Annotated in this window: 26 protein-coding genes; 13 read left to right on the top strand and 13 right to left on the bottom strand. The window is 74.1% G+C overall.

The genetic code is table 11. The features are described 5' to 3' along the window. Window positions 1-45: 45 nt before the first annotated feature. On the bottom strand, window positions 46-1,257 hold the full coding sequence (locus tag KDY119_RS17210) for an ATP-dependent DNA ligase (protein WP_227994413.1): 1,212 nt from the start codon (window positions 1,255-1,257) through the stop codon (window positions 46-48). Window positions 1,258-1,365: 108 nt separating this feature from the next. Continuing rightward, complete coding sequence (locus KDY119_RS17205) at window positions 1,366-2,220, bottom strand: dienelactone hydrolase family protein (RefSeq protein WP_153022586.1); 855 nt, start codon at window positions 2,218-2,220, stop codon at window positions 1,366-1,368. A gap of 106 nt (window positions 2,221-2,326) precedes the next feature. On the opposite strand from KDY119_RS17205, the gene KDY119_RS17200 reads away from it, so the two are divergent. The 3 genes from KDY119_RS17200 to KDY119_RS17190 all read left to right on the top strand — a co-directional run bounded on the left by KDY119_RS17200 (window position 2,327) and on the right by KDY119_RS17190 (window position 4,393). After that, a complete protein-coding gene (locus KDY119_RS17200; RefSeq protein ID WP_051136360.1) occupies window positions 2,327-3,004 on the top strand; it encodes a hypothetical protein in 678 nt (225 codons plus the stop codon). Window positions 3,005-3,068: 64 nt separating this feature from the next. Beyond that, window positions 3,069-3,797 (top strand): YcnI family copper-binding membrane protein, encoded by a 729-nt coding sequence (locus KDY119_RS17195; protein ID WP_153022585.1) that lies wholly within the window; start codon window positions 3,069-3,071, stop codon window positions 3,795-3,797. Next, window positions 3,794-4,393, top strand: coding sequence for a copper resistance CopC family protein (locus tag KDY119_RS17190; protein WP_153022584.1), 600 nt, complete (start codon window positions 3,794-3,796; stop codon window positions 4,391-4,393). The genes KDY119_RS17195 and KDY119_RS17190 overlap by 4 nt, the downstream gene beginning before the upstream one ends. Window positions 4,394-4,396: 3 nt before the next feature. Here the strand turns inward: KDY119_RS17190 and KDY119_RS17185 are convergent, their stop codons facing one another. The 3 genes from KDY119_RS17185 to KDY119_RS17175 are packed head-to-tail and all read right to left on the bottom strand — an operon-like array spanning window position 4,397 to window position 5,743. Next, on the bottom strand, window positions 4,397-4,918 hold the full coding sequence (locus tag KDY119_RS17185) for a GNAT family N-acetyltransferase (protein WP_036947775.1): 522 nt from the start codon (window positions 4,916-4,918) through the stop codon (window positions 4,397-4,399). Window positions 4,919-4,929: 11 nt separating this feature from the next. Then, a complete protein-coding gene (locus KDY119_RS17180; RefSeq protein WP_036947773.1) occupies window positions 4,930-5,307 on the bottom strand; it encodes an SHOCT domain-containing protein in 378 nt (125 codons plus the stop codon). A 34-nt stretch (window positions 5,308-5,341) separates the two neighbouring features. Further along, the gene (locus KDY119_RS17175; protein WP_036947771.1) at window positions 5,342-5,743 is read right to left on the bottom strand and encodes a phage holin family protein; all 402 of its coding nucleotides are present in this window, start codon (window positions 5,741-5,743) and stop codon (window positions 5,342-5,344) included. Between the two features lie 161 nt (window positions 5,744-5,904). Here KDY119_RS17175 and KDY119_RS17170 point away from each other — a divergent pair, with 161 nt between their 5' ends. Together KDY119_RS17170 and KDY119_RS17165 are read left to right on the top strand one after the other, a co-directional pair. Next, a complete protein-coding gene (locus tag KDY119_RS17170; RefSeq protein ID WP_153022583.1) occupies window positions 5,905-7,785 on the top strand; it encodes a cation:proton antiporter in 1,881 nt (626 codons plus the stop codon). A 28-nt stretch (window positions 7,786-7,813) separates the two neighbouring features. Then, window positions 7,814-8,554, top strand: a complete 741-nt coding sequence (locus KDY119_RS17165) for a GNAT family N-acetyltransferase (protein WP_153022582.1) — start codon at window positions 7,814-7,816, stop codon at window positions 8,552-8,554. A gap of 124 nt (window positions 8,555-8,678) precedes the next feature. On the opposite strand, the gene pyrE is transcribed toward KDY119_RS17165, so the two are convergent. Further along, window positions 8,679-9,203 carry an orotate phosphoribosyltransferase gene (gene pyrE, locus KDY119_RS17160; RefSeq protein ID WP_036947765.1) on the bottom strand — a complete coding sequence of 175 codons (525 nt, stop codon included), beginning with the start codon at window positions 9,201-9,203 and terminating at the stop codon, window positions 8,679-8,681. A gap of 50 nt (window positions 9,204-9,253) precedes the next feature. On the opposite strand from pyrE, the gene KDY119_RS17155 reads away from it, so the two are divergent. Beyond that, entirely contained in the window at window positions 9,254-10,912 is a 1,659-nt protein-coding gene (locus KDY119_RS17155) for an ABC-F family ATP-binding cassette domain-containing protein (RefSeq protein ID WP_036947762.1), read from the top strand. 79 nt (window positions 10,913-10,991) lie between these two features. Here KDY119_RS17155 and KDY119_RS17150 read toward each other — a convergent pair whose 3' ends face one another. Then, on the bottom strand, window positions 10,992-11,465 hold the full coding sequence (locus KDY119_RS17150) for a MarR family winged helix-turn-helix transcriptional regulator (protein ID WP_036947760.1): 474 nt from the start codon (window positions 11,463-11,465) through the stop codon (window positions 10,992-10,994). Between the two features lie 43 nt (window positions 11,466-11,508). Here KDY119_RS17150 and KDY119_RS17145 point away from each other — a divergent pair, with 43 nt between their 5' ends. Next, window positions 11,509-11,895: a cupin domain-containing protein gene (locus KDY119_RS17145; protein ID WP_051136358.1), complete on the top strand. Its 387-nt coding sequence runs from the start codon at window positions 11,509-11,511 to the stop codon at window positions 11,893-11,895. A 32-nt stretch (window positions 11,896-11,927) separates the two neighbouring features. Here the strand turns inward: KDY119_RS17145 and KDY119_RS17140 are convergent, their stop codons facing one another. Beyond that, the gene (locus KDY119_RS17140) at window positions 11,928-12,362 is read right to left on the bottom strand and encodes a winged helix-turn-helix transcriptional regulator (RefSeq protein WP_036947758.1); all 435 of its coding nucleotides are present in this window, start codon (window positions 12,360-12,362) and stop codon (window positions 11,928-11,930) included. A 239-nt stretch (window positions 12,363-12,601) separates the two neighbouring features. On the opposite strand from KDY119_RS17140, the gene KDY119_RS17135 reads away from it, so the two are divergent. From KDY119_RS17135 to thiC, 4 genes are all read left to right on the top strand, one after another. Then, on the top strand, window positions 12,602-13,498 hold the full coding sequence (locus KDY119_RS17135; RefSeq protein ID WP_153022581.1) for an NADP-dependent oxidoreductase: 897 nt from the start codon (window positions 12,602-12,604) through the stop codon (window positions 13,496-13,498). A gap of 36 nt (window positions 13,499-13,534) precedes the next feature. Then, the gene (locus KDY119_RS17130) at window positions 13,535-14,119 is read left to right on the top strand and encodes a dienelactone hydrolase family protein (RefSeq protein ID WP_036947756.1); all 585 of its coding nucleotides are present in this window, start codon (window positions 13,535-13,537) and stop codon (window positions 14,117-14,119) included. A 40-nt stretch (window positions 14,120-14,159) separates the two neighbouring features. Continuing rightward, the gene (locus KDY119_RS17125) at window positions 14,160-15,548 is read left to right on the top strand and encodes an MFS transporter (protein ID WP_083890701.1); all 1,389 of its coding nucleotides are present in this window, start codon (window positions 14,160-14,162) and stop codon (window positions 15,546-15,548) included. A gap of 191 nt (window positions 15,549-15,739) precedes the next feature. Next, entirely contained in the window at window positions 15,740-17,464 is a 1,725-nt protein-coding gene (gene thiC, locus KDY119_RS17120; RefSeq protein WP_036947752.1) for a phosphomethylpyrimidine synthase ThiC, read from the top strand. Between the two features lie 162 nt (window positions 17,465-17,626). Here the strand turns inward: thiC and KDY119_RS17115 are convergent, their stop codons facing one another. Both KDY119_RS17115 and KDY119_RS17110 read right to left on the bottom strand, forming a co-directional pair. After that, window positions 17,627-18,271: a class I SAM-dependent methyltransferase gene (locus tag KDY119_RS17115; RefSeq protein ID WP_153022580.1), complete on the bottom strand. Its 645-nt coding sequence runs from the start codon at window positions 18,269-18,271 to the stop codon at window positions 17,627-17,629. A gap of 50 nt (window positions 18,272-18,321) precedes the next feature. Next, window positions 18,322-19,068 (bottom strand): NUDIX hydrolase, encoded by a 747-nt coding sequence (locus KDY119_RS17110; protein WP_051136357.1) that lies wholly within the window; start codon window positions 19,066-19,068, stop codon window positions 18,322-18,324. Between the two features lie 98 nt (window positions 19,069-19,166). On the opposite strand from KDY119_RS17110, the gene KDY119_RS17105 reads away from it, so the two are divergent. Then, complete coding sequence (locus tag KDY119_RS17105) at window positions 19,167-20,183, top strand: SPFH domain-containing protein (RefSeq protein WP_036947750.1); 1,017 nt, start codon at window positions 19,167-19,169, stop codon at window positions 20,181-20,183. Next, window positions 20,180-21,073, top strand: coding sequence for a diacylglycerol kinase catalytic domain-containing protein (locus KDY119_RS17100; protein ID WP_153022579.1), 894 nt, complete (start codon window positions 20,180-20,182; stop codon window positions 21,071-21,073). Before KDY119_RS17105 ends, KDY119_RS17100 begins: the two co-directional genes overlap by 4 nt. Window positions 21,074-21,084: 11 nt before the next feature. Here KDY119_RS17100 and KDY119_RS17095 read toward each other — a convergent pair whose 3' ends face one another. The 3 genes from KDY119_RS17095 to KDY119_RS17085 form a co-directional block, all read right to left on the bottom strand. Further along, window positions 21,085-22,170, bottom strand: coding sequence for a TetR/AcrR family transcriptional regulator (locus tag KDY119_RS17095; RefSeq protein ID WP_227994412.1), 1,086 nt, complete (start codon window positions 22,168-22,170; stop codon window positions 21,085-21,087). Between the two features lie 147 nt (window positions 22,171-22,317). Then, entirely contained in the window at window positions 22,318-23,154 is an 837-nt protein-coding gene (locus KDY119_RS17090; protein ID WP_036949036.1) for an ABC transporter permease, read from the bottom strand. Continuing rightward, the gene (locus KDY119_RS17085) at window positions 23,151-24,125 is read right to left on the bottom strand and encodes an ATP-binding cassette domain-containing protein (protein WP_153022578.1); all 975 of its coding nucleotides are present in this window, start codon (window positions 24,123-24,125) and stop codon (window positions 23,151-23,153) included. Before KDY119_RS17085 ends, KDY119_RS17090 begins: the two co-directional genes overlap by 4 nt. Window positions 24,126-24,260 lie beyond the last annotated feature (135 nt).

Here is a 24,260-nt window from a genome sequence, read left to right as displayed (position 1 = left end):
CCGGTATACCTCGCGAGGTATACCGGCGGCCGTACTACTTCGCGGTCAGCGCAGGACGTCCGCCAGGTCGTAGCGCGCGACCTCCTCGAGCTGCTCGTAGGTGCACGTCTCGGGGTCGCGGTCCTCGCGCCAGCGCACGAGCCGGGCGGTGTGCCGGAACCGGTCGCCCTCCATGTGCTCGTACCGCACCTCCGCGACGAGCACCGGGTCGAGCGGCACGAACGACAGGTCCTTCTTGGCGTTCCACCGCGAGACCCCGCCCGGAAGGCGCGAGTCTCCGGACGTGGCATCGGTCTGCCAGCGCGCCCACGGGTGCTGGGTGAGCGGGATCTCGAGCTTCCTCAGCTCGTCGACGAGCTCCGCCCGCCTCGCCGTCGTGAAGGACGCGGCGACACCCACGTGGTGGAGGGTGCCGCCGTCGTCGTACAGGCCGAGGAGGAGCGAGCCGAGCAGCGGCCGCTCCTCGGTCGAGGTCTTGTGCAGGCGGTACCCGGCGACGACGACGTCGGCGGTCCGCTCGTGCTTGATCTTCGCCCAGCCGCGCTTGTCGGGCTGGTAGGTGGAGGCGAGGGGTTTGGCGACGACGCCGTCGAGCCCCGCGCCCTCGAACACCTCGAACCAGCGCCGGGCCTCGTCCGGGTCGCGCGTGGTCTGGGACAGGTACACGCCCGACGACGTCGTGAGGTCCGCCGCGGACGTCACCCGGGTGCGGCTCGTGTCGCCCAGGGCGTCCTCAAGAAGCCTGCGGCGCTCCGCGAGCGGCCGCCCGGTGAGGTCGTCGTCGCCCAGCGCCAGGAGGTCGAACACGACCAACGAGGCGGGCGTCTGCTCGGCCAGCAGCCTGACGCGCGACGCGGCGGGGTGGATGCGGTCCTGCAGGCGGTCGAAGTCGAGGCGTGTCGCTGACGACGGAGCCCCGTCCTCGTCCGTCCCGGGCTCCGGCCGGACGACCACGAGCTCCCCGTCGACGACGCACCGTTCCGGCAGCGCCGCGAGCAGCGCCTCGACGACCTCCGGGAAGTAGCGCGTGAGGGGCTTGGTGTTGCGGCTCCCGAGCTCGACGTCGTCGCCGTCGCGGAACACGATGCAGCGGAACCCGTCCCACTTGGGCTCGTACGACCAGCCGGAGTCGGGGTCGGGCGCGTCCGCGGCAGCGTCGTCGCGCGGGATGGTCCCGACCGCCTTGGCGAGCATCGGCAGGACGGGCGGGCGCACGGGCAGGGACGCGAAGCGGGCGGGGGAGTCGTCGTCGGCCACGGCCCCCACGCTAGGCCGAGCACGGGATCTCAGCCCGCCGAGCACAGGCCGTCCGTCCGCGCCGGGACGGGCGCAGGGCCCGTGCTCGGCGGAGGCGGACGGGGCCGGTCAGACGAGGACGTGCGTGAGGAAGTCCGTGAACGCGACCCACGCGCGACGGTCGGCCTCCGGCCGGAACGACGGCTGGTCCGCGATCGTGTACGCGTGCGGCGCCCCGCCGTACAGCGTCACCTCCCACGGCACCCCCGCCGCCCGCAGCTCGTCGGTGAACGCATGCACCGCGTCGTCGGGCACGACGGCGTCGTCCCCGCCGCCGAGGACCAGCACGGACCCGCGGATCTCCGGGGCGTCCGACGGGGCGTGCGTGACGAGGCGCGCGTGGAACGCGACGGTGCCGCGGAGGTCGGCGCCCGTGCGCGCCAGCTCGAGCGCGCCCGAGCCGCCGAAGCAGTACCCCGCCGCGACGACGCGGTCCGCGTCGACCGAGGGCTGCGCGACGAGCCACTCGTAGGCGGCGTGGAGCCGCCCGCGCAGCAGGTCGAGGTCCCCGTAGTAGCGGCCGGCGACGGCCGGCGCCTCGTCGTGCGTGGCCGGACGCCCCTCGAGCCCGTAGACGTCCGCCGCGAACGCCACGTACCCGAGCCGGGCCAGCATGTGGGCGCGGGCCCGGACCGTCGGACCGACCCCGAGCCAGTCGTGGACCAGGAGGACCGCGGGGCGCGGACCGCCGGACGGGTCGTCCCACAGCGCCTCGTCCCACGCCACGTAGCCCTCGCAGGGTGTCGTCCCGTCGGGTGCGTCGTGCCCGTAGCGCACGTGCCCGCCGACGACGCGCGAGCCCACCCGTTCCGGCACCGTCCCCACGACCTCGTGCCAGGCCGGCGGGTAGGCCGTCGGGTCGAAGGGGGTGGCGGGCGCCGTCGTCGGGAAGCGGGAGGTCTTGGAGCCGGACGCGTCGGTCATGCCTTCGGACGCTACGCCCGAGCACGGGATCTTCGCCCCGCGAGCTGGGGGCAGGGGCGGCGGCGGAGGGGAGGGGGAAGGGCGGCGGCGCGGGTACCCTGGCCGGGTGGACGGGACCCTCGGCAGCTCGGACGGCGCTGGCCTCCTGAGCGACGCCGCCCGCCCCTACGCGCGCGGCGCGCGGGTCGTCCTGATCGGATCGACGGCGCTCGCGACCGGCCTCGGCGCGCACCTCCTCGGCGGGAGCCGGGTGCCCGGCGGGCTGGGTCTCGCGGCGCTCGCGACCCTCTGCCTCGCCGTCGCCGGGCTCCTCGCGCTCGGCCGTCTGCGTGCCGTGACCCTCGTGCCGGCTCTCGGCGCGCTGCAGGTCGCGCTGCACCTCGGTCTCGACGTGCTCACGCCCGCTGCGCACCCCGCGGTGCCGTCGGGCGTGGGACCGCACGCGATGGCCGGCATGACCCTGGACCCCGGAACGCTCGCGAGTGCGGGGACGGCGCCCGCCATGCACATGACGACGTCGCCCACGATGGTCGCCGCGCACGCCGTCGCGGTGCTCGTGACCGCGTCGCTCCTCGTCGTGGGGGACCGGGCGGCGCTCGCCGCGGTGCGGTGGTGGTCGGTCGTCCGGCCGCAGGTCGAGGCCATCGCGCAGGGCCCGGTCGTCGGCCGTCGCCGCGCGTTCCCGGTCGACGCCACGCCCGGCCCGTGCCGGGCGCTCGTCGTCGCTCGCCGCGGGCTGGGACGCCGCGGACCACCGTGCCCGGGCTTCGCCCTCGCAGCCTGAGCCCGCCGTCGTCCGGACGGCGGGTGGTCCCGTTCGTCCTGTCGACAACCAGGAGTCTCTCGTCATGTCCGTCATGCCCTCCGCGCGTCGCCGCGCCACCCGAGCTCTCGCCGCGGGCGCCGCGGCGCTCGCCCTCACGCTCGCCGTCCCGCTCGCCGCCCAGGCGCACGTCCGCGTCGACCCGGGCCAGGCCACGGCCGGCAGCTACGCCGTCCTCACGTTCCGAGTCCCGACCGAGTCGGCCACGGCGTCGACGACCAAGGTCGTCGTGGACCTGCCCGCCGACCACCCCTTCAGCTCCGTCTCGTACCAGCCCGTCCCTGGCTGGACCGCGAAGGTCGTCACGACGAAGCTCGACAAGCCCGTCGAGACCAAGGCCGGCGCGACCATCACGGAGGCGCCCACCCAGGTGACCTGGACCGCCGAGAGCGGCCACGGCGTCGCGCCCGGTCAGTTCCAGCAGTTCACGATCTCCGCGGGCCCCGTGCCCGACGACGTCACGAGCCTCGAGCTCCCCGCCCACCAGACGTACTCCGACGGGAGCGTCGTGGACTGGGACGAGAAGACGCCGGCTTCGGGCGAGGAGCCCGAGCACCCCGCGCCCGTGCTGCAGGTGCTCCCGGCGGACGGCTCGGCCACCGGCACCGCCGACGCGGCCGCGTCGGCGGACGACTCGGGCGACGGCGCGTCCGGCCTCGCGGTCGGGCTCGGGATCGGGGGGCTCGTGCTCGGCGCCGCGGGGCTCGTCGCGGGCGTCGTCGCGTTGCGCCGGACGCGGGGGGCCGCCGCGTGAGGGGCCGCCGGCTCGGCGGCGCCCTCGCCGCACTCACCCTGGTCGGCGGGCTCGCGGGGACGGTCCTCGTGGCCGCTCCCGCGTCCGCGCACGACTACGTCGTCTCGACGACCCCGAAGACCGGCTCGACCGCGGACGCCGCGGTGCCGAAGGTCGAGGTGACGTTCGACGACGTCGTCCTCGACCCGCAGCACGACGGGTCCACCACGGTCCTCCAGGTGACGGACGCGGCCGGGAAGCACTTCGAGACGTCGTGCCCCACCGTGTCCGGGCGCGACATCTCCGTGCCCACCGCGCTCGGCGCCGCCGGCGCGTACACCGTGACGTGGCGGATCGTCTCCGCGGACGGGCACCCCGTGTCCGGGACGTTCGGGTTCGCCTACCGGCCGCCGTCGGGCACGACGAGCGCCGCCGGGCAGGCCGCGGCCCCGTGCGGCGGCTCCACCGCGAAGGCGGGTGCGGCCGCGGACAGCGCGAGCGGCAGCAGCTCGGTCTCGCCGGGCGTCGTGATCGGGATCGTCGGGGTGGTCGTCCTGCTCGCGGCGGTCGTGGTGGTGCTGCTGACCCGGCGCGCCCGGCGCTCGCTGGACGCCTGACCCTCAGGTCCGGAGCTCGAGCGCCATCTCGAGGTCGCGGGTGCTCGGGTCGAGGCGGTACGGCGTCCAGCCCCCGGTGAGCGTGAAGCCCTCACGCTCGTAGAACCGGCGGGCGCGAGGGTTGTGCTCGTGGACCTCGAGCAGCAGCAGGTCGGCGCCCACCTCGTCGCGCGCCCACGCGACGACCCCGGCGAGGAGCCGGCGCGGCAGGTCGGTGCCGCGGTGCGCGGGGGCGACGTACACCGACGCGAGGGACGGGACGCCGTCGGGCCGACGGAAGCCGCTCATGGTGCCCACCCAGCGGCTCGTCCCCTCCCTCGCGGCGGACGGAGCGGCCCCGAGCACGAGCGAGCCCGGCAGCGTGTGCTGCCGGGCTCGTTCGCGCCACTCGGGTTCTGTCCGGGCCTGCGCGCTCGCCAGGGTCTCGAGGTAGGCGAGCGGCGTGTCGGCCAGCATCTCGAGCCGGATGTCACGCATCGCCGCCCAGTCGTCCGCCGTGGCGCGGACGACGGCGACACCGCCCATGCCGGCCGCGCTCAGCCGGCGAGCGCGCGTGCCTTGAGACGGTCGAACTCCTCCTGCGAGATCGTCCCGGAGTCGAGCAGCGACTTCGCGGTGGCGATCTGGTCGGCGGGGGACTTCGCGGCGGTCTGGCGGATGTAGGTGTCCGCCTCGTCCTTGGCCTGCACCACGGCGGCGGCCTGGCGTGCCGCCATGCCCTGGCCTCGCGCGATCAGGTAGATCAGGCCGGTGATCAGGGGGAACACGATGAGGAAGATGATCCACAGGGCCTTCCACCCGCCCGACAGCTCCCGGTCACGGAACAGGTCGGTGAAGATCTGGATCAGGACGAAGAGATAGGCGATGAAGAGGAAGACCCCGATGATCCACCAGAAGTAGTCCCACACGGTCACGGTCGGTCACCTTTCGAGAGTTGCGAGAGTGTCGTCACGCCGCAGCGGCGCCCTTCCTCTCCTGGCGCCGGTTGCGCAGGAAGATCAGGGGCAGGACGAGGCTGGCGATCGCCGTGACGAGCCACACGACGAGCGTCGCGAGGACCCACGGGACGACGCCGCCCGTGATGGACAGCCCGTCGCCGATGAGGGACGCGATCAGCAGCCCGAGGAACGCGGACACGAGCCCCACGCCGCCGATGAACGCGTTCGCGTAGCGCCGCGTCATCTTGAGGATGAACGGCGTGAGGATCCACTGCACGAGGCAGTAGACGACGACGGCGAGGATGAACCCGCCGACGCTGAGGTGGACGTCGTCGATGAGCAGCGACGCGACCCAGAGCCCGAGTGCCGCGGAACCGAGGAAGATCCCCGTCCGGATGAGGAAGACCACCATGGCGCTCAACGTAGCCCCGCCGACGGCATCCGGCGCGACGAACTGCGTGGTTGGTGGGCGTATCACCCTGCACGGGTGAGGTCGCACCGATTCGCCGGACGGGCCCGGGACGACCGGCCGGTAACCTGGTGGCCCACCGAAACCTGCGCCGGAGGCTGCCTGTGGACCTTGCCATCCCCCTCGTCCTCGGTGCGCTCGCGGTGATCGTCGTGACGGCGTTCGCGCCCCGGCTCGGCATCGCCGCACCGCTGATCCTCGTGGTCGTCGGCGTCGCCGTGAGCTTCCTCCCCTTCGTCTCCGCGGTCGAGCTGGAGCCCGAGCTCATCCTCGGGGGCGTCCTGCCACCGCTGCTGTACTCGTCGGCCGTGAGCATGCCGACCATGGACTTCCGGCGGGACTTCAAGCTCATCGGCGGGCTGTCCGTGATCCTCGTGATCGTCACGGCCGTGATCATCGGGTGGGTCCTGTACCTCGTCGTGCCGGACATCAACCTGCCGATGGGGATCGCGCTCGGCGCCATCATCAGCCCCACGGACGCGGTGGCGACGTCCATCGTGAAACGGCTCGGGGTGTCCCCGCGCATCGTCACGATCCTCGAGGGGGAGTCTCTCCTCAACGACGCGTCCGCGCTCGTGGTGCTGCGGTCCGCGGTCGCCGCGATGGCCGGCGCCGTGTCGCTCGGCCACGTCGCGTGGGACTTCGTGTACGCGGTGGTCGTCGCGGTCGCGGTGGGCTTCGTCGTCGGGCGGGTGAGCCTCCTGCTCCGGTCGCGCATCAAGGACCCCGTGCTGAACACGGCGGCGTCGTTCGTGGTGCCGTTCGTCGCGTACCTGCCCGCCGAGCACCTCGGGGCGTCCGGGCTCGTGGCGGTCGTCGTGACGGGCCTCGTGATGGGGCAGGGGGCGCCGCGCTACCTGCGCCCCCAGGACCGCCGGGCGGAGGAGTCGAACTGGCGCACCGTCGAGCTGCTGCTCGAGGGCGCGGTGTTCCTCCTCATGGGGCTCGAGCTGTTCGGCCTGGTCACCGAGGTGCACGAGGAGCACCAGAGCGCCATGAAGGCCGTCATGATCGCCGCGGTCGCGTTCGTCGGGGTGCTCGTGGTGCGGACCGCGTTCCTCGTGCCGTTCCTGTTCGCCCTGCGCCGGGACCGGCGCGAGCTGAAGCAGCAGCGTGCCGCGCTCGCCCGCGCCCAGGAGCGGCTCGACCAGGGGCTGCCGAGCTTCAGCGGCGGGCCGTTCCCGCCGGGCAGGGGTCCCGGCGGGCGCACCCTCTCGGACCGCGAGAAGCGCCGGCTCAAGCGCCGGGCCGAGCGGGAGAGGAAGCGGCGCGGCGGCATGGACGCCGACCAGCTCGCCGCGCGCAAGACCCGTGTCCAGCAGTTCATCGACCGGCGGGTCGCGGACATCGACTACCTGACGGGCGAGCCGCTGGGCGCGAAGCAGGGCGTCGTCCTCGTGTGGGCCGGGATGCGGGGCGTGGTGACGCTCGCCGCCGCCCAGACGCTCCCCGAGACCGTCACCGGCAACGACGACTACCACCGCGCCCTGCTCGTCCTCATCGCGTTCATCGTGGCGGCCGGCAGCCTGTTCCTCCAGGGCGGGTCGCTCGGGTGGGTGGTGCGGCACCTCGGGCTCGCCAGCGAGGACGCGGGCGCGGCGCGGGCCGAACGTCAGCAGCTCGTCGCGGAGCTCGCGGGCACGGCCGCCGCGGAGTGCGCGCGCGACGACCTGACCCGTGCCGACGGCTCGGCCTACGACCCGGGCGTCGTGGACCTGGTGCGCCGCGAGTCGGTGCGCATCGTCGACGAGAACGGCTTCGACCTCGTCCCCGGCACCGAGAACACCCGGTACGACCAGTACCGCGAGCTGCGCATCCGGGTGATCCGCGCGCAGCGTGACGAGCTGCTGCGGATCCGCGACGTCGGGACCTACTCCGCGGACGCGCTCGGCGACGTGCTCGAGTACCTCGACGCCGACGAGATCGGGATCGAGCTGCGCGGCGCGCACGACGAGGACGACCCGGCGCCCCGGGCCGCGGAATAGCGAGCGCCGCGTGCAGGGTTGCCCTGACGTGTCGACCACTCCCGTGCCCGCCCCGACCGACGCCGGGGAGCCGGCTTCCCCGAACCGCGACGCCGCCGTCCTGGACAACCCCGCGTGGCACGCGCTGCGCGGACCTCACGCCCGCTTCGCCCGGTCACATGGCGTCGCGCTGGCCTACGACCCCGAGGTGTCGCCGTTCGTGGCCCTGCCCGACGGCGCAGCCCCGGCCGCGTTCGACGACCTCGCCGCTCTCGTCGGACCCGGGGTGGAGCTGGGGCTGACGGGCCCGGCCACGGACGTCCCCGACACCTGGGAGGTCCTGTGGGCGGGCGACGGCGTCCAGATGGTTGCGTCCGACGTCGACGCCGGGCCCGACGAGGAGGCCGTGGTGCTCGGCGCCGCCGACGTCCCGGAGATGCTCGACCTGGTCGAGCGCACCCAGCCCGGACCGTTCCGGCCCCGCACCGTCGAGCTCGGCTCGTACCTCGGGATCCGCCGCGAGGGCCGGCTCGTCGCGATGGCCGGCGAGCGCCTGCGGCCGCCGGGCTGGACCGAGGTCAGCGCCGTCTGCACGGACGCCGACCACCGCGGACAGGGGTTCGCCGCCCGGCTCGTGCGCGCCGTCGTGCACCGGGTGCGCGAGCGCGGCGACGAGGCGATCCTGCACGCGACCGCGACGAACACAGGCGCGATCCGGCTGTACGAGCGGCTCGGGTTCGAGCTGCGCCGCCCGGTCCGGTTCGTCGTGGCTCGCACGCCCGAGGCCTGACCCGCCCCGCCCCGACCGGCCCCACCAGCCCAGCCCCGTCCCCTGGCGCCGAGCACGGGGACCGCGTCCGTCAGCACGCGCTCACGGCCGGAAGCCACGTTCTCGAGGGGCGGAGATCCCGCGCTCAGGCGGTGGCGCGCAGGTCGGCCGCGGTGACGAGCGAGCGGAGCGCGATGCCGTGCCCGGCGAGCGCCTCCGCGCCGCCCTCCTGCCGGTCGATCACGCACAGTGCGTCGGTGACCTGGGCGCCCGCGGCCCGCAGGTCCGCCGTCGACAGGACGACCTGGCCGCCGCTCGTGACGACGTCCTCGACGACGAGCACCCGCCGGCCCGCGACGTCGGCGCCTTCCGCGAGCCGCGCCGTCCCGTAGGCCTTCGCCTGCTTGCGGACGAACGCGCACGGCAGCCCCGTGTGCCGGCCCAGCGCGGTCACGACGGGGATGCCGCCGAGCTCGAGGCCGGCCAGGACCTCGACGTCGTCGGGGACCAGCGGCGCCATGGCCTCGGCGACCGCGTCGAGCAGGACCGGGTCCGCCTCGAACCGGTACTTGTCGAAGTACTCCGTCGCCGTGCGCCCCGACCGGAGCGTGAACGTGCCGGTCAGGTGGGAGACGGCGTGGATCTGTCGGGCGAGGTCGTCGAGGTTCACGGGGCACCAGTCTGGCAGGTGGCCGGCTCGGCACCTCGTAGCCTGGTCCGATGCCCCATCTCGTCGCCCGCGACCTCGGCTTCGCGTACCCCGGCCGCCCCGTGTTCCGGGGCGTGTCGTTCCGCGTGCCCGACGGCGCCCGGCTGGGTGTGGTGGGCGAGAACGGGTCGGGCAAGTCGACCCTGCTGCACGTGCTGGCGGGCGAGAGCGCCGACGGGCACCCGCTCGCGCCGTCGTCGGGGGAGGTGGTGCGGCACGGGAGCCTGGCGCTCGTCGAGCAGGAGCTGCGGTCGCCGCCCGGGACCACGGTCGGTGACGTGGTGCGTGCGACCCTCGCCGACGTGCGGGCCGCCGCGGACGCGCTCGACGCGGCGGCGCGGACCTTCGACCACGACGCCGACGCCGTCGGGCTGGGGGAGCTGACCGAGCTCCTCGCCCGCGCCGAGCACCTCGAGGCGTGGGACGCGGACCACCGCGTCGACGAGGCGCTCTCCCGGCTCGGCGCCCCGCGCGACCACGCGCGCCTCCTCGACGAGCTGAGCGTCGGCGAACGCTACCGGGTGCGGCTGGCGTGCCGCCTCGCGGAGCGCACGGACCTCCTGCTCCTCGACGAACCCACCAACCACCTCGACGACGCCGCGATCGGGTTCCTCACCCAGCAGCTCGCCGCGTGGCGGGGCGGGGTCGTGGTGGTGACGCACGACCGGCAGCTCCTCGACGACGTCGCCACGGCGATCCTCGACCTCGACCCCTCGATGGACGGCACCCCGACGCTGTACGGGCAGCCCGGTTACCTGTCGTACCGGTTCGCGAAGAACCAGGCGCTCGTGCGGTGGCGGCAGCGGTACACCGCGGAGCGCAAGCGCGCCGCGCAGCTCGCGGAACGGCTCGACGCCTCCTACGAGGGGCTGTCCGACGAGTGGCGTCCGCCCAAGGGGTCGAACAAGAACCGCCGCGGCACGCGCGCACGCATCCACGTCAAGGCCGCGGACCGCCTCGTCCAGAAGCTCGAGGCCGAGGCCGTCGAGGTGCCGGTCCCGCCGCTCGAGCTCCGGTTCCCGGACCTGCTCGCGATGTCGCCGGGGTGGGACCCGGGCGAGCCGGTCGTCGAGGTCCGCAACCCGCGCGTCGGGCGGCGCCTCGACCTGCCCGGCACCCGCGTGGCGGTCCCGCCGTCGGGGCGCCTGCTCGTCGTCGGGCCGAACGGGTCCGGCAAGTCGACGCTCCTCGGGGCGCTCGCGGGCACGCTCGCGCTGGGCCGGGGGACGCGGCGCGTGGTCGACGGAGCGCGGATCGGGATCGTCGGGCAGGAGGAGTCGGTGCCCGTGGGGCTGCGGATGGGGGACGGTCGGCTCGCGACGGGCTTCGACGCCTACGCGCGTGAGGCCCTGGACCTGCTGGCCGCCGGCGCCCTCGACCCCGAGCTGCTCGTCCCCGTCGCCGCGCTGGGGCTGCTCACGGAGGACGACCTCGACCGGCCGCTCGCCGAGCTGTCCGCGGGGCAGCGCCGCCGGTTCGAGCTCGCCCGGGCGCTCCTCGCCGTCCCGCACCTGCTCGTCCTCGACGAGCCGACCAACCACCTGTCCATCGACCTCGTGGACGAGCTGACGCGCGCGCTGCAAGCGACCTCGGCCGCCGTCGTCGTCGCGACGCACGACCGCCGGATGCGCGACGAGCTCGCGGACTGGCCGACGCTCGAGCTGAGCTGACCGCCGAGATCGAGGGCTCCCGGCCGAGATCGGGGCCAGCAGGCCCGGTTTCGGTGAGAGACCCTCGATCTCGGCGCGGTCAGAGGTACAGCGCGCGCAGCTCCCGGTCGAGGCCGTCGGGCGCCTGCTCCGCCATCCCGCTCAGCACGGACCGGAACCGGTCGATCGTCTCGCGGCCGTGCCGCTGCACGAGCGCGTCCTCGAAGTCGCGGTGGAAGGCGCGGGCGGCGCCGATCGACTCGCGTCCGCGGTCGCTGAGCTCGACGAGGCGGGCTCGACCGTCGCGCGGGTCGGGGCGGCGGACGACGAACCCGCGTCGTTCCATGCCGTCGACGGTCTGCGCGGCGGCCTGGGGTGTGACCTCGAGCAGGCCGGCGAGCTCGCTGATGGTCCGCGGACCCGAGCTGAGGACCCGCATGACGACGCCGTCGGACCCGCCGAGCTCGTCGAACCCCTTCGCGGCGAGGTCGGCGTGGAGCTGCCGCAGGAAGCTCTGGTGCGCGAGCAGCACGAGGATGCCGAGGTCGGAGGGGGGTTGCGCCGCGCGTGCCATGCCCGCAGGATAGCCAAGACAACTTGTTCAAGTTAACTTGTCTATGTGGAGGAGCCATGCCCGTCACCCGCGCGTCCGAGGCCGAGAGCTTCGAGCTTCCCGGCGTCCGCTTCACGTCCCTCGCCGCCCGCGGCTCGGGTCCCGCCAGCTCTGCCTGTGGCGGCTCACCGTCGACGCCGGCCTCACGACGGTCGAGGCGCACACCATCGACAGCGACGAGGTGTTCGCCGTCCTCGAGGGGAGGGTCCGGCTGACCCCCGACGGCGCCGAGCTCGGCCCCGGCGATGCGGCGGTCGTGCCGGCCGGGTCACCGATCCAGCTCGTGAACGACCGCGAGACGCCGGCCGTCCTGCACGTGGCGATCCGGGCGGGGTTCTCCGCGACCATGGCCGACGGGACGCTCGTCGGCACGCCGCCCTGGGCGGCTTGAGCGGTCGTCTGCGCCCGACGACGGCCCCTGGCTCAGGCGCGCGCGGCGACCGCCGCCACCGTGGGTTCGCCGTCGCGCGCGTCGTACGCGTCGCGGGCGTCGAGGATCTGCCCGATGTGGGCCTCGCTCCACGCCTTGAGCGCGTGCAGCACGGGCGTGAGGCTCGCGCCGAGGTCGGTCAGCTCGTAGTCGACCCGTACCGGCACCGTCGGGATGACGGTGCGCGTCACGATGCCGTCGCGTTCGAGGGTCCGAAGGGTCTGGGTGAGCATCTTCTGGCTCGCGCCGGCGATCGTCCGGGCGATCTCGGAGTGGCGCAGCGGGCCGCCCTCGAGCGCGTTGACCACGAGGCACGCCCACTTGTTGCCGATGGTCTCGAGGACCCGGCGGCTGGGGCAGGCCTCGAAGAACGCGTTGTACTCGAGTCGTGCGAGCTCGCGTTCCTGGGCTGCGGTGAGGGTCGGCACGGGGCTGCCTCCGGGGTGTTGGTGCTGGTGAACAACAGTTCCCACGGGTGGGGTAGGCACCTGAAGGTACCTACTTCCCGATGGTGCCTGGGTGTTCTTACGGTAGTGGCAACAGCCCGGCCGGGAAACCCCTCCGGGCATCGACCCACTCGAAGGAGCCCCACCATGCAGGTCGTCCAGCTCTCTCACTACGGCGACGAAGACGTCCTCGAGGTCGTCGACCGGCCCACCCCGAGGCCGTGCCCGGGCGGGTGCGCGTCCACGTCGCGGCCCGCGCCGTCAACCCCGCCGACCTCGGCACCCGCGCCGGGGACTTCGCAGCCATGACCCCCGACCTCACGTTCCCCGCTGTGCTCGGCTGGGACTTCGCGGGCACTCTGCTCGACGACGCCGCCGCGTCCGCCGACGTCGCGCCCGACGGCGTCCTTGCGGCCGGGACCCGGGTAGCCGGGTTCGTCCCCTGGTTCGGGGAGGCGGCGGGGGCGGGCAGCTACGCCGAGGTGATCGTCGTCGACCCGGCCTGGGTCACGCCCGTCCCGGACGGCGTGAGCGACGCCGAGGCGTCCGTCCTCGCGATGAACGCGCTGACCGGTGCCCACGCGATCGACCTGCTCGCGAGCCTGGCCGGCGACCTCGACGGCTCCACCGTGCTCGTGACCGGGGCCAGCGGTCCGGTCGGTGCGGCCGCGGTGCGCGACGCCGTCGGGCGCGGGGCGCGCGTGCTCGCCGTCGGCTCTGCGGACGACGACGCCTTCGTCGCCGGGCTCGGTGCCGAGGTCCTGCCCCGGACCGACGCGGCGGGCATCGCGGCCGCCGCGCGCGCCGTCGTGCCGGACGGCGTCGACGGCGTCTTCAACGCCGGGCTCGCCTCGCACGAGCTGCTCGACGCCGTCCGAGACGGTGGCACGTTCGTGAGTGCGACGCGCGGGTTCATGCCGGAGCCCGCGCGGGGGATCACCGTCGACGGCGTGCACGTCGAGCCCGACGCGCCCCGGCTCGCACGTCTCCTCCGCGACGCCGCCGACGGCACGCTGCCGGCCCGGGTCGCCGAGGAGCTGCCCCTCGCCGATGCCGCCGACGCCCACCGCAGGCTCGCCAAGGGCGGTCTCCGCGGCAAGCTCGTCCTCGTGAGCTGATCGGCGAGTGTCGGCGGACGCACGTACCGTGCAGGCATGACCGAGCTCGTGCTCTTCCACCATGTCCTGGGGCTCACGGACGGCGTCCGACACCTCGCCGACCGGCTGCGTGCCGGCGGGCACACGGTGCACACGCCCGACCTCTACGGTGGTCGCACCTTCGCGACCATCCCCGACGGTGCGGCCTTCGCGGAGGGCGCTGACGGCCCCGACCTGCAGGCGCTCGCGGACGAGGCCGTGGCCGCGCTGCCGTCGGGGGTCGTGTACGCGGGGATCTCGTCCGGCGTCATGCAGGCGCAGCGCCTCGCCCAGACGAGGACCGGCGCGGCGGGCGCGGTCTTCCTGGAGTCGTGCCTCCCCATCACCGGCGACTGGGCCATCGGGCCCTGGCCCGACGGTGTGCCAGTCCAGGTGCACGGCATGGACGAGGACGAGTTCTTCGCGAAGGAGGGCGACCTCGACGCCGCGCGCGAGCTCGTCGCCACAGCTTCCGACGGCGAGCTCTTCGTCTACCCGGGCGACGCGCACCTCTTCGAGGACGACACCCTGCCGTCCTACGACGCAGCCGCGACCGCGCTGCTGACCGAGCGGGTGCTGGCGTTCCTCGACCGGCTCTCCTGACGCCGCGCGGGAGAGCGCCCGACGGCGCACGCTGGACCCCGTGACCCCGGCCCAGCGGCGCGTGCTCGCCGTCGCGATCCTCGCGACGTTCGTCGCGTTCCTCGACGGGTCCGTCGTGAACGTGGCGCTGCCGGCGATCTCGCGCGACCTCGCCGGGCCGCTGGACTCCGGGCTCGACGCGCTCGCCCTCCAGCAGTGGGTCGTCGACGCGTACCTCGTGACGCTCGGGGCGCTCATCCTGCTCGCAGGCTCGCTGTCGGACGTGCACGGGCGCAAACGGATCCTCGTCGTCGGGATCGCGGGCTTCGGAGTGACGTCGATCGCGTGCGCGCTCGCGCCGACCGGCGTGTTCCTCGTGGTGGCGCGCGGCCTCCAGGGCGTCGCCGGCGCCCTGCTGGTGCCGAGCTCGCTCGCGCTCATCATCGCGACGTTCAGCGGTCCGGCGCAGTCCCGCGCGATCGGTGCGTGGACCGCGTGGACGAGCGCTGCCGGCCTGCTCGGGCCGCTCGTCGGCGGCGTGTTCGTCGACTCGCTCTCCTGGCGCTGGGTCTTCGCGATCAACGTGCTCCCGATCGCCGTGACGCTCTGGCTGCTGCGCGGTGTCCCGCGCGGGGCGACCGTCACGGGCCGGCACATCGACGGGCTGGGGGCCACGCTGGCGACCGTCGGCCTGGCCGGGACCGTGTTCGGGCTGATCGAGCTCGGCGCGCGCGGGTGGGGGAGCGCGCTCGTGTGGGCGCCGGTCGTGGTCGGCGTCGTGTCGCTCGTCGCGTTCGTCGCCTGGGAGCTCCACGACCCCGACCCGATGCTGCCGATGTCGCTCTTCAACGTCCGGAACTTCGCCGTCGGCAACGTCGCGACGCTCGTCGTCTACGGCGCGCTCGGGCTCGTGTCGTTCGCGATCTCGATCTTCCTGCAGCAGGTAGCGGGCTACTCCGCGTTCCAGGCGGGGCTCGCGCAGCTCCCGTCGACGGTCGTGATGATCGGGCTGTCCACGCGGTTCGGACTCCTCGCCGGGCGGCACGGGCCGCGCTGGTTCATGGCGGCGGGGCCGGTCGTGGCCGCCGTCGGCATGCTGACGCTGCTGCGCACCGACGCCGAGGCGTCCTACCTGTCGCAGGTGCTGCCGGGCGTCGTCCTGCTGGGGCTGGGGTTGTCGGTCACGGTCGCACCGCTCACGGCCGCGATCCTCGGGGCCGTCCCCACCGAGGACGCCGGCATCGGGTCGGCCGTGAACAACGCCGTCGCGCGCGTCGCCGGGCTGGTCACGGTCGCGTGCGCGGGGATCGTCGTCGGGAGCACCTTCGACGTCGCAGGGTTCCACCGGGCGATGGTCCTGTGCGCGGTGCTGCTGGCGCTCGGTGGCGCGGTGTCCGCCGTCGGGATCACGAACCGGCCGGACGTGCCGGCACGGTCCGTCACGGCTTGAGGCAGCAGGCTGCCACCAGAGGATTGCCCTGAACCCGGTCGCGTCACCCGCGCGAGAGGCCGCGCGGGGACGCGCTAGGGTGGGCCGCACAACTGCACAGCACGGGAGTCCGCAGCAGCGGGCTGAGAGGGCGACTGACGCGTCGCCGACCGCACGAACCTGTCCGGGTCATGCCGACGTAGGGAGACATCATGAGCGAGAGCTCTGCGCGCGCCCGCGCGCTTTCCGGCGACACCGCCACCGAGATCACCACCGGCCCCATCGTCGGGTCCACCAAGGTGTATCTGCCCGTCCCGCCCCCGGGCACCACGCCCGACGGCGCAGCCCCCACCGTGCTCGCCGTCCCCGCGCGCCGTATCCAGCTCACCAACGGTGAGCACCTCGACGTCTACGACACCTCCGGCCCGTACACCGAGGGCACCGAGACGGAGCCCGCCCGCCCCGACGTCCGCGCCGGGCTGTCGCGGCTCCGCGCGTCGTGGCGCGTGCCCGACGCCGCCCCCACCGACCGCGGGACCGCCCGGACCCAGCTGGCCTGGGCGAGGGCCGGCGTCGTGACGGACGAGATGCGGTTCGTCGCGGCGCGCGAAGGGGTGGACGTGGAGCTCGTGCGGTCGGAGGTCGCGCGCGGCCGTGCGGTGATCCCGGCCAACCGGAACCACCCCGAGCAGGAGCCGATGATCATCGGCAAGAAGTTCGCGGTGAAGATCAACGCGAACATCGGGAACTCGGCCGTGACCTCGTCGATCGAGGAGGAGGTCGAGAAGATGGTGTGGGCCGCGCGCTGGGGCGCCGACACGCTGATGGACCTCTCGACCGGCAAGCAGATCCACGAGACCCGTGAGTGGATCCTGCGGAACGCGCCCATCCCCGTCGGGACCGTGCCGATCTACCAGGCGCTCGAGAAGGTCAAGGGCGACCCCGCCGCGCTCACGTGGGAGGTGTACCGGGACACCGTCGTCGAGCAGGCCGAGCAGGGCGTCGACTACATGACCGTCCACGCGGGGGTCCTGCTGCGGTACGTGCCGCTGACCGCGCGCCGGGTCACGGGCATCGTGTCGCGCGGCGGGTCGATCATGGCGGCGTGGTGCCTCGCGCACCACCGCGAGTCGTTCCTGTACGAGCACTTCGAGGAGCTGTGCGAGATCCTCGCCGCCTACGACGTGACCTTCTCGCTGGGCGACGGGCTCCGGCCCGGGTCCATCGCGGACGCCAACGACGCCGCCCAGCTCGCCGAGCTGCGCACCCTCGGAGAGCTCACGCAGGTCGCGAAGTCGCACGGGGTGCAGGTCATGATCGAGGGCCCCGGCCACGTGCCGATGCACAAGATCGCCGAGAACGTGCGCCTCGAGGAGGAGTGGTGCGACGAGGCGCCGTTCTACACGCTCGGTCCGCTCGCGACGGACATCGCCCCCGCCTACGACCACATCACCTCGGCCATCGGCGCGGCCATGATCGCGCAGGCCGGGACCGCGATGCTCTGCTACGTCACGCCGAAGGAGCACCTCGGCCTGCCCGACCGCGACGACGTCAAGGTCGGCGTCATCACGTACAAGATCGCCGCGCACAGCGCCGACCTCGCCAAGGGCCACCCGCGCGCGCAGGAGCGGGACGACGCGCTGTCGAAGGCCCGGTTCGAGTTCCGCTGGACCGACCAGTTCAACCTCGCGCTCGACCCCGACACGGCCCGCGCGTTCCACGACGAGACCCTGCCCGCCGAGCCCGCGAAGACCGCGCACTTCTGCTCGATGTGCGGGCCGAAGTTCTGCTCCATGCGGATCTCCGCGGACGTGCGTGCGTACGCCGAGGAGCACGGCCTGACGAGCGTCGAGGCGATCGAGGCGGGGATGGCGGAGAAGTCCGAGGAGTTCGTCGACGCGGGGGGACGTGTGTACCTCCCGGTCGCCTCGTCCTGAGAGCGCGGAGTTTCCGCGCCACGCAACAGATTCCGCGGCCGCGACCCCCGCGGCGAGCGCCCAGCGCAGGGCATTCCGGGCATATCGGCCGTCGCCGCAACACGGCTGGGAATCTGCGTGTTGCGTGGCGTGAAAACTCGACCGCGCCAGACGCCGAGTCGGTCAGCTGTGCGGATGCCGGGCGACGACACCGAACTCGTGCCAGTGCTTCGGGCCGCTGAACGCGGGACCGTCGTGCTCGGACTCATCGAGCGCGACGACGTCGAGCCCGTCGAGCAGGCGCTCGACGTCGTTCCGGGTCAGGTAGGTCTCGGCGCCGTCGATCGCCCACGAGTCGCGGTCGCCGAAGAGGTCGACGGCGAGCCACGCACCAGGCGCCAGTGCGGACCGGACGCGCGTCCAGGCCCGGGCGAACGCCGTCGGCGGCAGGTGCGGCAGTGCGCAGCCCGAGTACACGAGGTCCACGGGCGGAAGCGGCGTGTCGGTGAGGTCTGCCTCGAGGACGGTGAGCTCCCCGTCGCCAGGCAGGAGGTCGGCGTCGTGGATCGTGGCGCGCACGAGTTCCGCCGTGCCGGGGGAGGCGTCGACCGCGGTGACCCGCCAGCCCGCCGCGAGCAGCGCGACGGTCTCGATCCCCGCCCCGCAGCCGAGGTCGAGTGCGTGCCGCCCGTCGCCGGGGCCGGCGAGCTCGAGGACGCGGGCCAGGAGCGCGCGCGGCGGGCGGCCGGCCTGTCGCGCGTTGTACGCGGGCCAGCGTGACGGGTCACGGTGTGGCCCGGGTGGACTGTTCCGGGGGGGTCGGGGCACGTCGAGAGTCTTGCACCAGCGCGGCGGGTGGGGTGGCCCGCGTCGTCGGGTCAGGCGTCCGGACGCATGAGCGGCGGGTTGAGGACGACGGCGCCCGGATCCTGGGCGGCCGCGGCAAGCCGGTAGAGCGCGGCCGGGCGCCCCGTGCCGCCCGACGTCGTCCGGCCGGTCTCCTCGAGGAAGCCCGGCGTGCCGGTGGCCTTGCGGTGGAAGTTGCGGGGGTCGAGCTGGACGTCCCAGACCGCCTCGTACACGGCGCGGAGGTCCGCGACCGTGAACTCCGGCCCGCAGAACGCGGTCGCGAGCGCCGAGTACTCGAGCTTCGCCCGGGCGCGTTCGACGCCGTCGGCGAGGATGCGCTCGTGGTCGAAGGCGAGCGTCCGCCCGCCGCCGCCCCGGGAGAGCAGCGGCCCGACGTCGTGCCACGCGACCTCGACGGCGTCGCCCCCGGCGGCGGGCAGTCCGAACGCGGGGGCGAGCAGCAGGTGCGCGACCGACACGACGGGGCCGCGGGGGTCGCGGTCGAGCGGCCCGTAGGTGCGCAGCTGCTCGAGGTGCCCGGGCGGCGCGACACCGGTCTCCTCGGCGAGCTCGCGCGCGGCGGCCGCCTCGAGGGTCTCGTCGGGGAGGACGAATCCGCCCGGCAGGGCGAGCGCGCCGGCGAAGGGCTCGAGCAGGCGCCGGACGAGGAGCACCTGCAGGACGCCTGCGCGCACGGTGAGCCCGACGACGTCGACGGTCACGGGCAGGAGCGCGGCGGTGGGCGGCAGGCCTGGTGCGGCGTCGGTGCGGCTCATGCCCTCCAGCCTAACCTCTTGTCGTCGAGTTGACGAGAACCCCCGAGGCGGTTTATCGTCACTACGACGACAACAAAGACCGAACAAGGAGGACCACGATGGCCACCATCAAGCACTACCCCGCCCGACGCCGCTTCCTCGGCACCCCGACGGACTACGTCGTGCACCTGACCAAGGGCCACGTGCGGCACGAAGGCGTCGGGCAGGCGTTCTGGTTCAAGCCCACGACGTCGGTGCTGAGCGAGGTCCCCGCGACCGACCAGGAGCTGCCGGTCCTCTTCCACGCGACCACGCGCGACCACCAGGACGTCACGGTCCAGACGAACGTCACGTTCCGCTTCGCGGACCCCGTCATCGTCGCGCAGCGCCTCGACTTCGGGATCTTCCCGCCCCGGCCCGAGGGGACCGGGGCAGCCGCCGGGCGCCAGCAGGTCGCGACGATCATCGGCCAGCTCGCCCAGAGCCGCGCCGTCGACCACGTCGCGACCCTCCCGCTCACGGAGGCGCTCGAGGTCGGCGTCGGGCAGGTGCGACAGGTCCTCACGGACGCTCTCGCGGCCGACCCGCGCCTCACCTCGACCGGCATCGAGGTGCTCGGCGTGCACGTGCTCGCGGTCCGCCCCGAGGCCGACGTCGAGAAGGCCCTCCAGACGCCGGTCCGTGAACGCGTCCAGGCCGAGGCCGACCGCGCGACCTACGAGCGGCGGGCGCTCGCCGTCGAGCGCGAGCGCACGATCTCGGAGAACGAGCTGGCGAGCCGCATCGAGCTCGCCCGACGCCGCGAGGACCTCGTGGCCCAGGAGGGCACCAACGCGCGGCGCGAGGCCGAGGAGGCCGCGGCCGCCGCGCTGATCGAGGCTCGGGCAGCCGCCGAGCGCCGCGACGTCGAGGCGACCGCCCGCGCGCAGGAGACGCGCGTCGTCGGCGAGGCCGAGGCCGCCAAGGACGCGGCCGCGATGGCCGTCTACGCGGACGTCGACCGCGGCACGCTCCTGGCGCTCGCCCTGCGCGACGCCGCCGGCACCCTGCCCAAGGTCGACAACCTCACCATCACGCCCGACCTGCTGACCGGCGCCCTCGCCGCGTTCGCCCAGGCCGCCGGCGGTGCGCGGTGAGCCTGCGGCGACGGGCCGTCGTCGTGCACCGGCGGACGGAGCTCGACGAGCTCCTCGACCGGCACGGCACCCGCGGGCAGGCGGAGTTCTTCCTCCGGACCCGTGGCCGCACGCTCGACGACGTCCAGCGCCGGCACGACGCCGTCGCCTCCGCGCGGGCGTCGGTCGCCTCCGCGGTGCCGGGGGACTGGGCGTTCGCCGAGGTCGAGCGCGCCGACCTGGGACGGTTCCTGTGGGCGCCCGAGGACGTCGTCGTGGTCGTCGGACAGGACGGCCTCGTCGCGAACGTCGCGAAGTACCTCGACGGTCAGCCCGTGATCGGGGTCGACCCCGAGCCCGGTGCGAACCCGGGGGTGCTCGTCCGGCACGACGCGCGGTCGGCGGCCCGGCTGCTCGCCGCGCCCGAGCGGGCGCACGTCGCGCACCTGACCACCGTCCGTGCCGCCCTCGACGACGGGCAGGAGCTCACGGCCCTCAACGAGGTGTTCGTGGGGCACCCGTCGCACCAGTCGGCGCGGTACCGGCTCGAGCTGGGCGGGCGGGACGGCGGACGCAGCGAGCGGCAGTCGTCGTCGGGCCTGATCGTCTCGACGGGCACCGGCGCGACCGGCTGGTGCGCGTCGATCGCGCACGACCGCGGCGGCCGGGCGCTGCCGGGCCCGACCGACGAGCGCCTGGCGTGGTTCGTCCGGGAGGCGTGGCCGTCGCCGTCGACGGGCGTCGAGCTCACGGAGGGCACGCTCGGAGGCGACGACGAGCTCGTGGTGGTCGTCGCCTCGGACGAGCTCGTCGTGTTCGGCGACGGGATGGAGTCGGACCGGCTGATCGCGTCGTGGGGGCAGGAGATCCGCATCGGCCTCGGGCCCCGCCGCCTCCACCTCGCCGTCTGATCGGCGCGGGGTCAGGACCGGTCGCGCTCCGCGGCAGCCTTCGCCGCCTCCGCCTCGGCCTTCCGGGCCTCACGGGCGCCTTTCTCGGCCTCCCGGACCTTCTTCTCCGCCTCGTGCAGCGCCTTCTGCAGCTCGCGCACCCGCTTCTCGGCGTCCTTGCGCTTCTCGGCGGCCTTCTTCACCTTGGGGTCGCGCGCATAGTGCGACGCGACCGCCTCGGCTGCGCGGACGTCGTCGTCGGAACCCGTGAGCGACCCGGCGTGGGCGGGGCTCTCCGCGCGGACCGCGCCGCCCGCGAAGTCGCGTCCCGCCCCGGGCAGGCCGGCCCGCCGTGCGTCGATGTAGGCCTGGATCCCGTCGAGGAGACGCTCCAGCCCGAAGGCGCCGTCGTCGATCTGCCCCTCGCCCACGTACGCGCCGGTCTCGACGAGGGGCCGCAGGTAGGGGAAGCGTTCGGCGTCGACGAGCTCGCGCAGCACCGTCTCGTAGGCGCCGCCGAGCACCTCGTCGTTCCCGCCGGCGGCCTCGACGGCGCGCGCGAGGTCCCGTTCGAGCTGCGCCGCCGACTTGCCGTAGTTCGACGCGAGGAGGATGACGGACATCTTCTCCTCCTGGTCGAGCGGCGTGTTCCGCAGCGCGCGCAGCCCGCTCTCGACGATCCGCAGGTTGTTCGGCGTGAGCGGCGCGCTCTGGACCGGGATGTCGAGGTACCAGGGGTGCGCACCCAGGACGGCCTTGGCGAACAGCACCCACTCGCGGAGCTCGGCCCGCCAGTCGGGTGGCTCGTGCGCGGGCGGCGCCTCGACGTCGAGCACCTGTTCCTGCATGAGGAGCAGCAGGTCGTCCTTGCTGGTCACGTACCGGTACAGCGACATCGTGGTGTACCCGAGCCGGGCTGCGACCTTTGCCATGGAGACGCCCTCGAGGCCGTCGGCGTCGGCGAGCTCGATCGCGGCGTCGACGATCCGTTCGATGCTCAGCTCGCGCCGCGGCCCCCGGTTCGGGCTCGCGGCGACACCCCAGGCGAGTGCGAGCCCGCGGGGCAGCTCGGGCGCCTCGGCGGGGGTGGTCGCGTCGGTCGGGTCGGGCTCAGTCACGTCGTCCATCCTCCTGCACGCTGTCCATCCGGCGTGACACGGGCGGTCCCGCGGCCGGGCGGGGCTGAGGAGGGTGTCGTGCCGCACCCTTCCAGCCCCGCCCCTCGGTGCACCGGGTCCCGCTGTCCCGGCCGCGGGTGCGCCGGCTCAGCGCGCCGTCCGGCGCCGGTAGGCCAGCGAGCCGAGCGCGATCGAGACCGCGAGGAAGCCGACGAGCCAGGCGACGGCGGTCCAGAGGGTCGACGTGTCGACGCTCCCTGCCATGAGCCCCCGGAGCGACTCGATGATCGGGGTGAACGGCTGGTTGTCGGCGAACCCGTGGAGCCAGGTGGGCATGGTGCCGACCGCCACGAACCCGCTGGACAGGTACGGCAGGAAGAGGAAGACCGTGTTGAGCGCCTGCGTGGCGTCGACGCTGAGGACGAGGCCCGCGGCCGCGCAGATCCAGGTGAACGCGAGGACGGTCAGGATCACGTACCCGACCACGGCGACCCAGCCGAGGACGTCGGCGTCGGGCCGGAACCCGAGTGCGACCGCGACCCCGAGGACGACGGCCGCGGACGCGAGGTTCCGCACGACGCTCGCGATCACGTGCCCCCACAGGGGCGCCGGACCGAGGATCGGGAGGGTCTTGAAGCGGTCGATGGTGCCGCTGGTCATGTCCTGGGCGACGGCGGTCGCGGTGGCGGCCGAGCCGAAGCCGAGGCACAGGACGAGCGTGCCGGGGACGACGTAGTTGATGTAGTCACCGCTGCTGTCGAGGGCTCCGCCGAAGATCACGACGAACACGAGCATGATCGAGACGGGGATCGCGAAGGCGGTGATGAGGCCGTCGACGCTGCGGAGCGTGCGTCGGATCTCCCGCGCCGTCATGGTGCCGATGTCGCGGATCCCGGTCAGCGCCGACGGCGCGGCGGGAGTGGCTGTCACGGCGGGGACGGCGGGGCGGCGCCCGGTGGGCGCGGAGGGGGCGAGCGTGGTCATCGTGCGTTCTCCTTGCTGGACGTGCTGGCTGCGGTCGGGGCGCCGGTGACGGCGAGGAAGACGTCGTCGAGGGTGGGCTTGACGACGCTGACGCCCGCGAGTGCGAGGTGGTGCTGGTCGGCGAGGGCGAGCGCCTCGCGGATGGTCGCGACGGGGTTCGCGGCGGGCGTGGTGAGCGCGAGGTCGCGCTCGTCGACGTCGACGACGGGGAGTCCCGCCGTGGGTGCGAGCTCGCGCGCGGCGCGGAGCGAGGCGGCGTCCTCGAACGCGATGCGCACGTGGTCGCCCGCGACGAGGGCCTTGAGCTCGCTCGCGGTGCCGCGGGCGGCGACCACGCCGTCGTGCAGGACGGCGATCGTGTCGGCGAGGCGGTCGGCCTCCTCGAGGTACTGGGTGGTGAGGAGGACGGTGGTGCCGTCGGCGGCGAGGTCGCGCACGACGTCCCAGAGCTGGGCGCGTGACGCGGGGTCGAGGCCGGTGGTGGGCTCGTCGAGGACGAGGACCGCGGGGGAGGCGACGAGGCTGATGGCGAGGTCGAGGCGCCGGCGCATGCCGCCCGAGTAGGTGGAGGCGGGCCGCCGGGCGGCGCCGGTGAGGTCGAACCGCTCGAGCAGCTCTTCGGCACGGGCCCGGACGGCCCGCCGGGGCAGGTGCGCGAGGTTGCCCATCATGACGAGGTTCTCCTCGCCGGTCTGGAACGGGTCGACGGCGGCGTACTGGCCGGTGAGGGCCACGAGGGCCCGGACCTGGGCCGGGTTCTTCGCGACGTCCGCGCCGGCGACCGTGACGCTCCCGGAGTCGGCGCGGACGAGGGTCGTGAGGATGTTGACGGTGGTGGTCTTGCCGGCGCCGTTGGGGCCGAGCAGGGCGTAGATCTCGCCGCGCCGGACCGTGAGGTCGACGCCGCGCAGGACGTGGTGCGAGCCGTAGGACTTGCGCAGGTCCCGTACGGCGATCATCGGGTCGTTCATGGCCTGTCTCCTGTCGTTCCTGATGCTCCATCCACCGTGTGCGTCGCACGCGGCGTGTATCTCGTACGCAGTGTGTAGACCATAAACAGAGGTGGCGACGGACGTCAACGGGTGGCGCGCATCTCATTTCCGTGT

Origin of the sequence: Luteimicrobium xylanilyticum (assembly GCF_009429125.1) — a bacterium.
GTDB classification, from domain to species: Bacteria; Actinomycetota; Actinomycetes; order Actinomycetales; family Cellulomonadaceae; genus Luteimicrobium; species Luteimicrobium xylanilyticum.
The sequence above is the reverse complement of the archived record's forward strand: the minus strand, read 5'-3'. Positions and strand labels throughout refer to the sequence as shown.

Excerpts from the sequence above, each read along its gene's own strand:
- KDY119_RS17155 (WP_036947762.1), top strand. The coding sequence starts at position 9,254 with ATGCCCCATCTCGTCGCCCGCGACCTCGGCTTCGCGTACCCCGGCCGC.
- KDY119_RS17205 (WP_153022586.1), bottom strand. The coding sequence starts at position 2,220 with ATGACCGACGCGTCCGGCTCCAAGACCTCCCGCTTCCCGACGACGGCG.
- KDY119_RS17105 (WP_036947750.1), top strand. The coding sequence starts at position 19,167 with ATGGCCACCATCAAGCACTACCCCGCCCGACGCCGCTTCCTCGGCACC.
- KDY119_RS17110 (WP_051136357.1), bottom strand. The coding sequence starts at position 19,068 with ATGAGCCGCACCGACGCCGCACCAGGCCTGCCGCCCACCGCCGCGCTC.
- KDY119_RS17085 (WP_153022578.1), bottom strand. The coding sequence starts at position 24,125 with ATGAACGACCCGATGATCGCCGTACGGGACCTGCGCAAGTCCTACGGC.
- thiC (WP_036947752.1), top strand. The coding sequence starts at position 15,740 with ATGAGCGAGAGCTCTGCGCGCGCCCGCGCGCTTTCCGGCGACACCGCC.
- KDY119_RS17150 (WP_036947760.1), bottom strand. The coding sequence starts at position 11,465 with ATGGCACGCGCGGCGCAACCCCCCTCCGACCTCGGCATCCTCGTGCTG.
- KDY119_RS17185 (WP_036947775.1), bottom strand. The coding sequence starts at position 4,918 with ATGGGCGGTGTCGCCGTCGTCCGCGCCACGGCGGACGACTGGGCGGCG.
- KDY119_RS17090 (WP_036949036.1), bottom strand. The coding sequence starts at position 23,154 with ATGACCACGCTCGCCCCCTCCGCGCCCACCGGGCGCCGCCCCGCCGTC.
- KDY119_RS17195 (WP_153022585.1), top strand. The coding sequence starts at position 3,069 with ATGTCCGTCATGCCCTCCGCGCGTCGCCGCGCCACCCGAGCTCTCGCC.
- KDY119_RS17130 (WP_036947756.1), top strand. The coding sequence starts at position 13,535 with ATGACCGAGCTCGTGCTCTTCCACCATGTCCTGGGGCTCACGGACGGC.
- KDY119_RS17145 (WP_051136358.1), top strand. The coding sequence starts at position 11,509 with ATGTGGAGGAGCCATGCCCGTCACCCGCGCGTCCGAGGCCGAGAGCTT.
- KDY119_RS17175 (WP_036947771.1), bottom strand. The coding sequence starts at position 5,743 with ATGGTGGTCTTCCTCATCCGGACGGGGATCTTCCTCGGTTCCGCGGCA.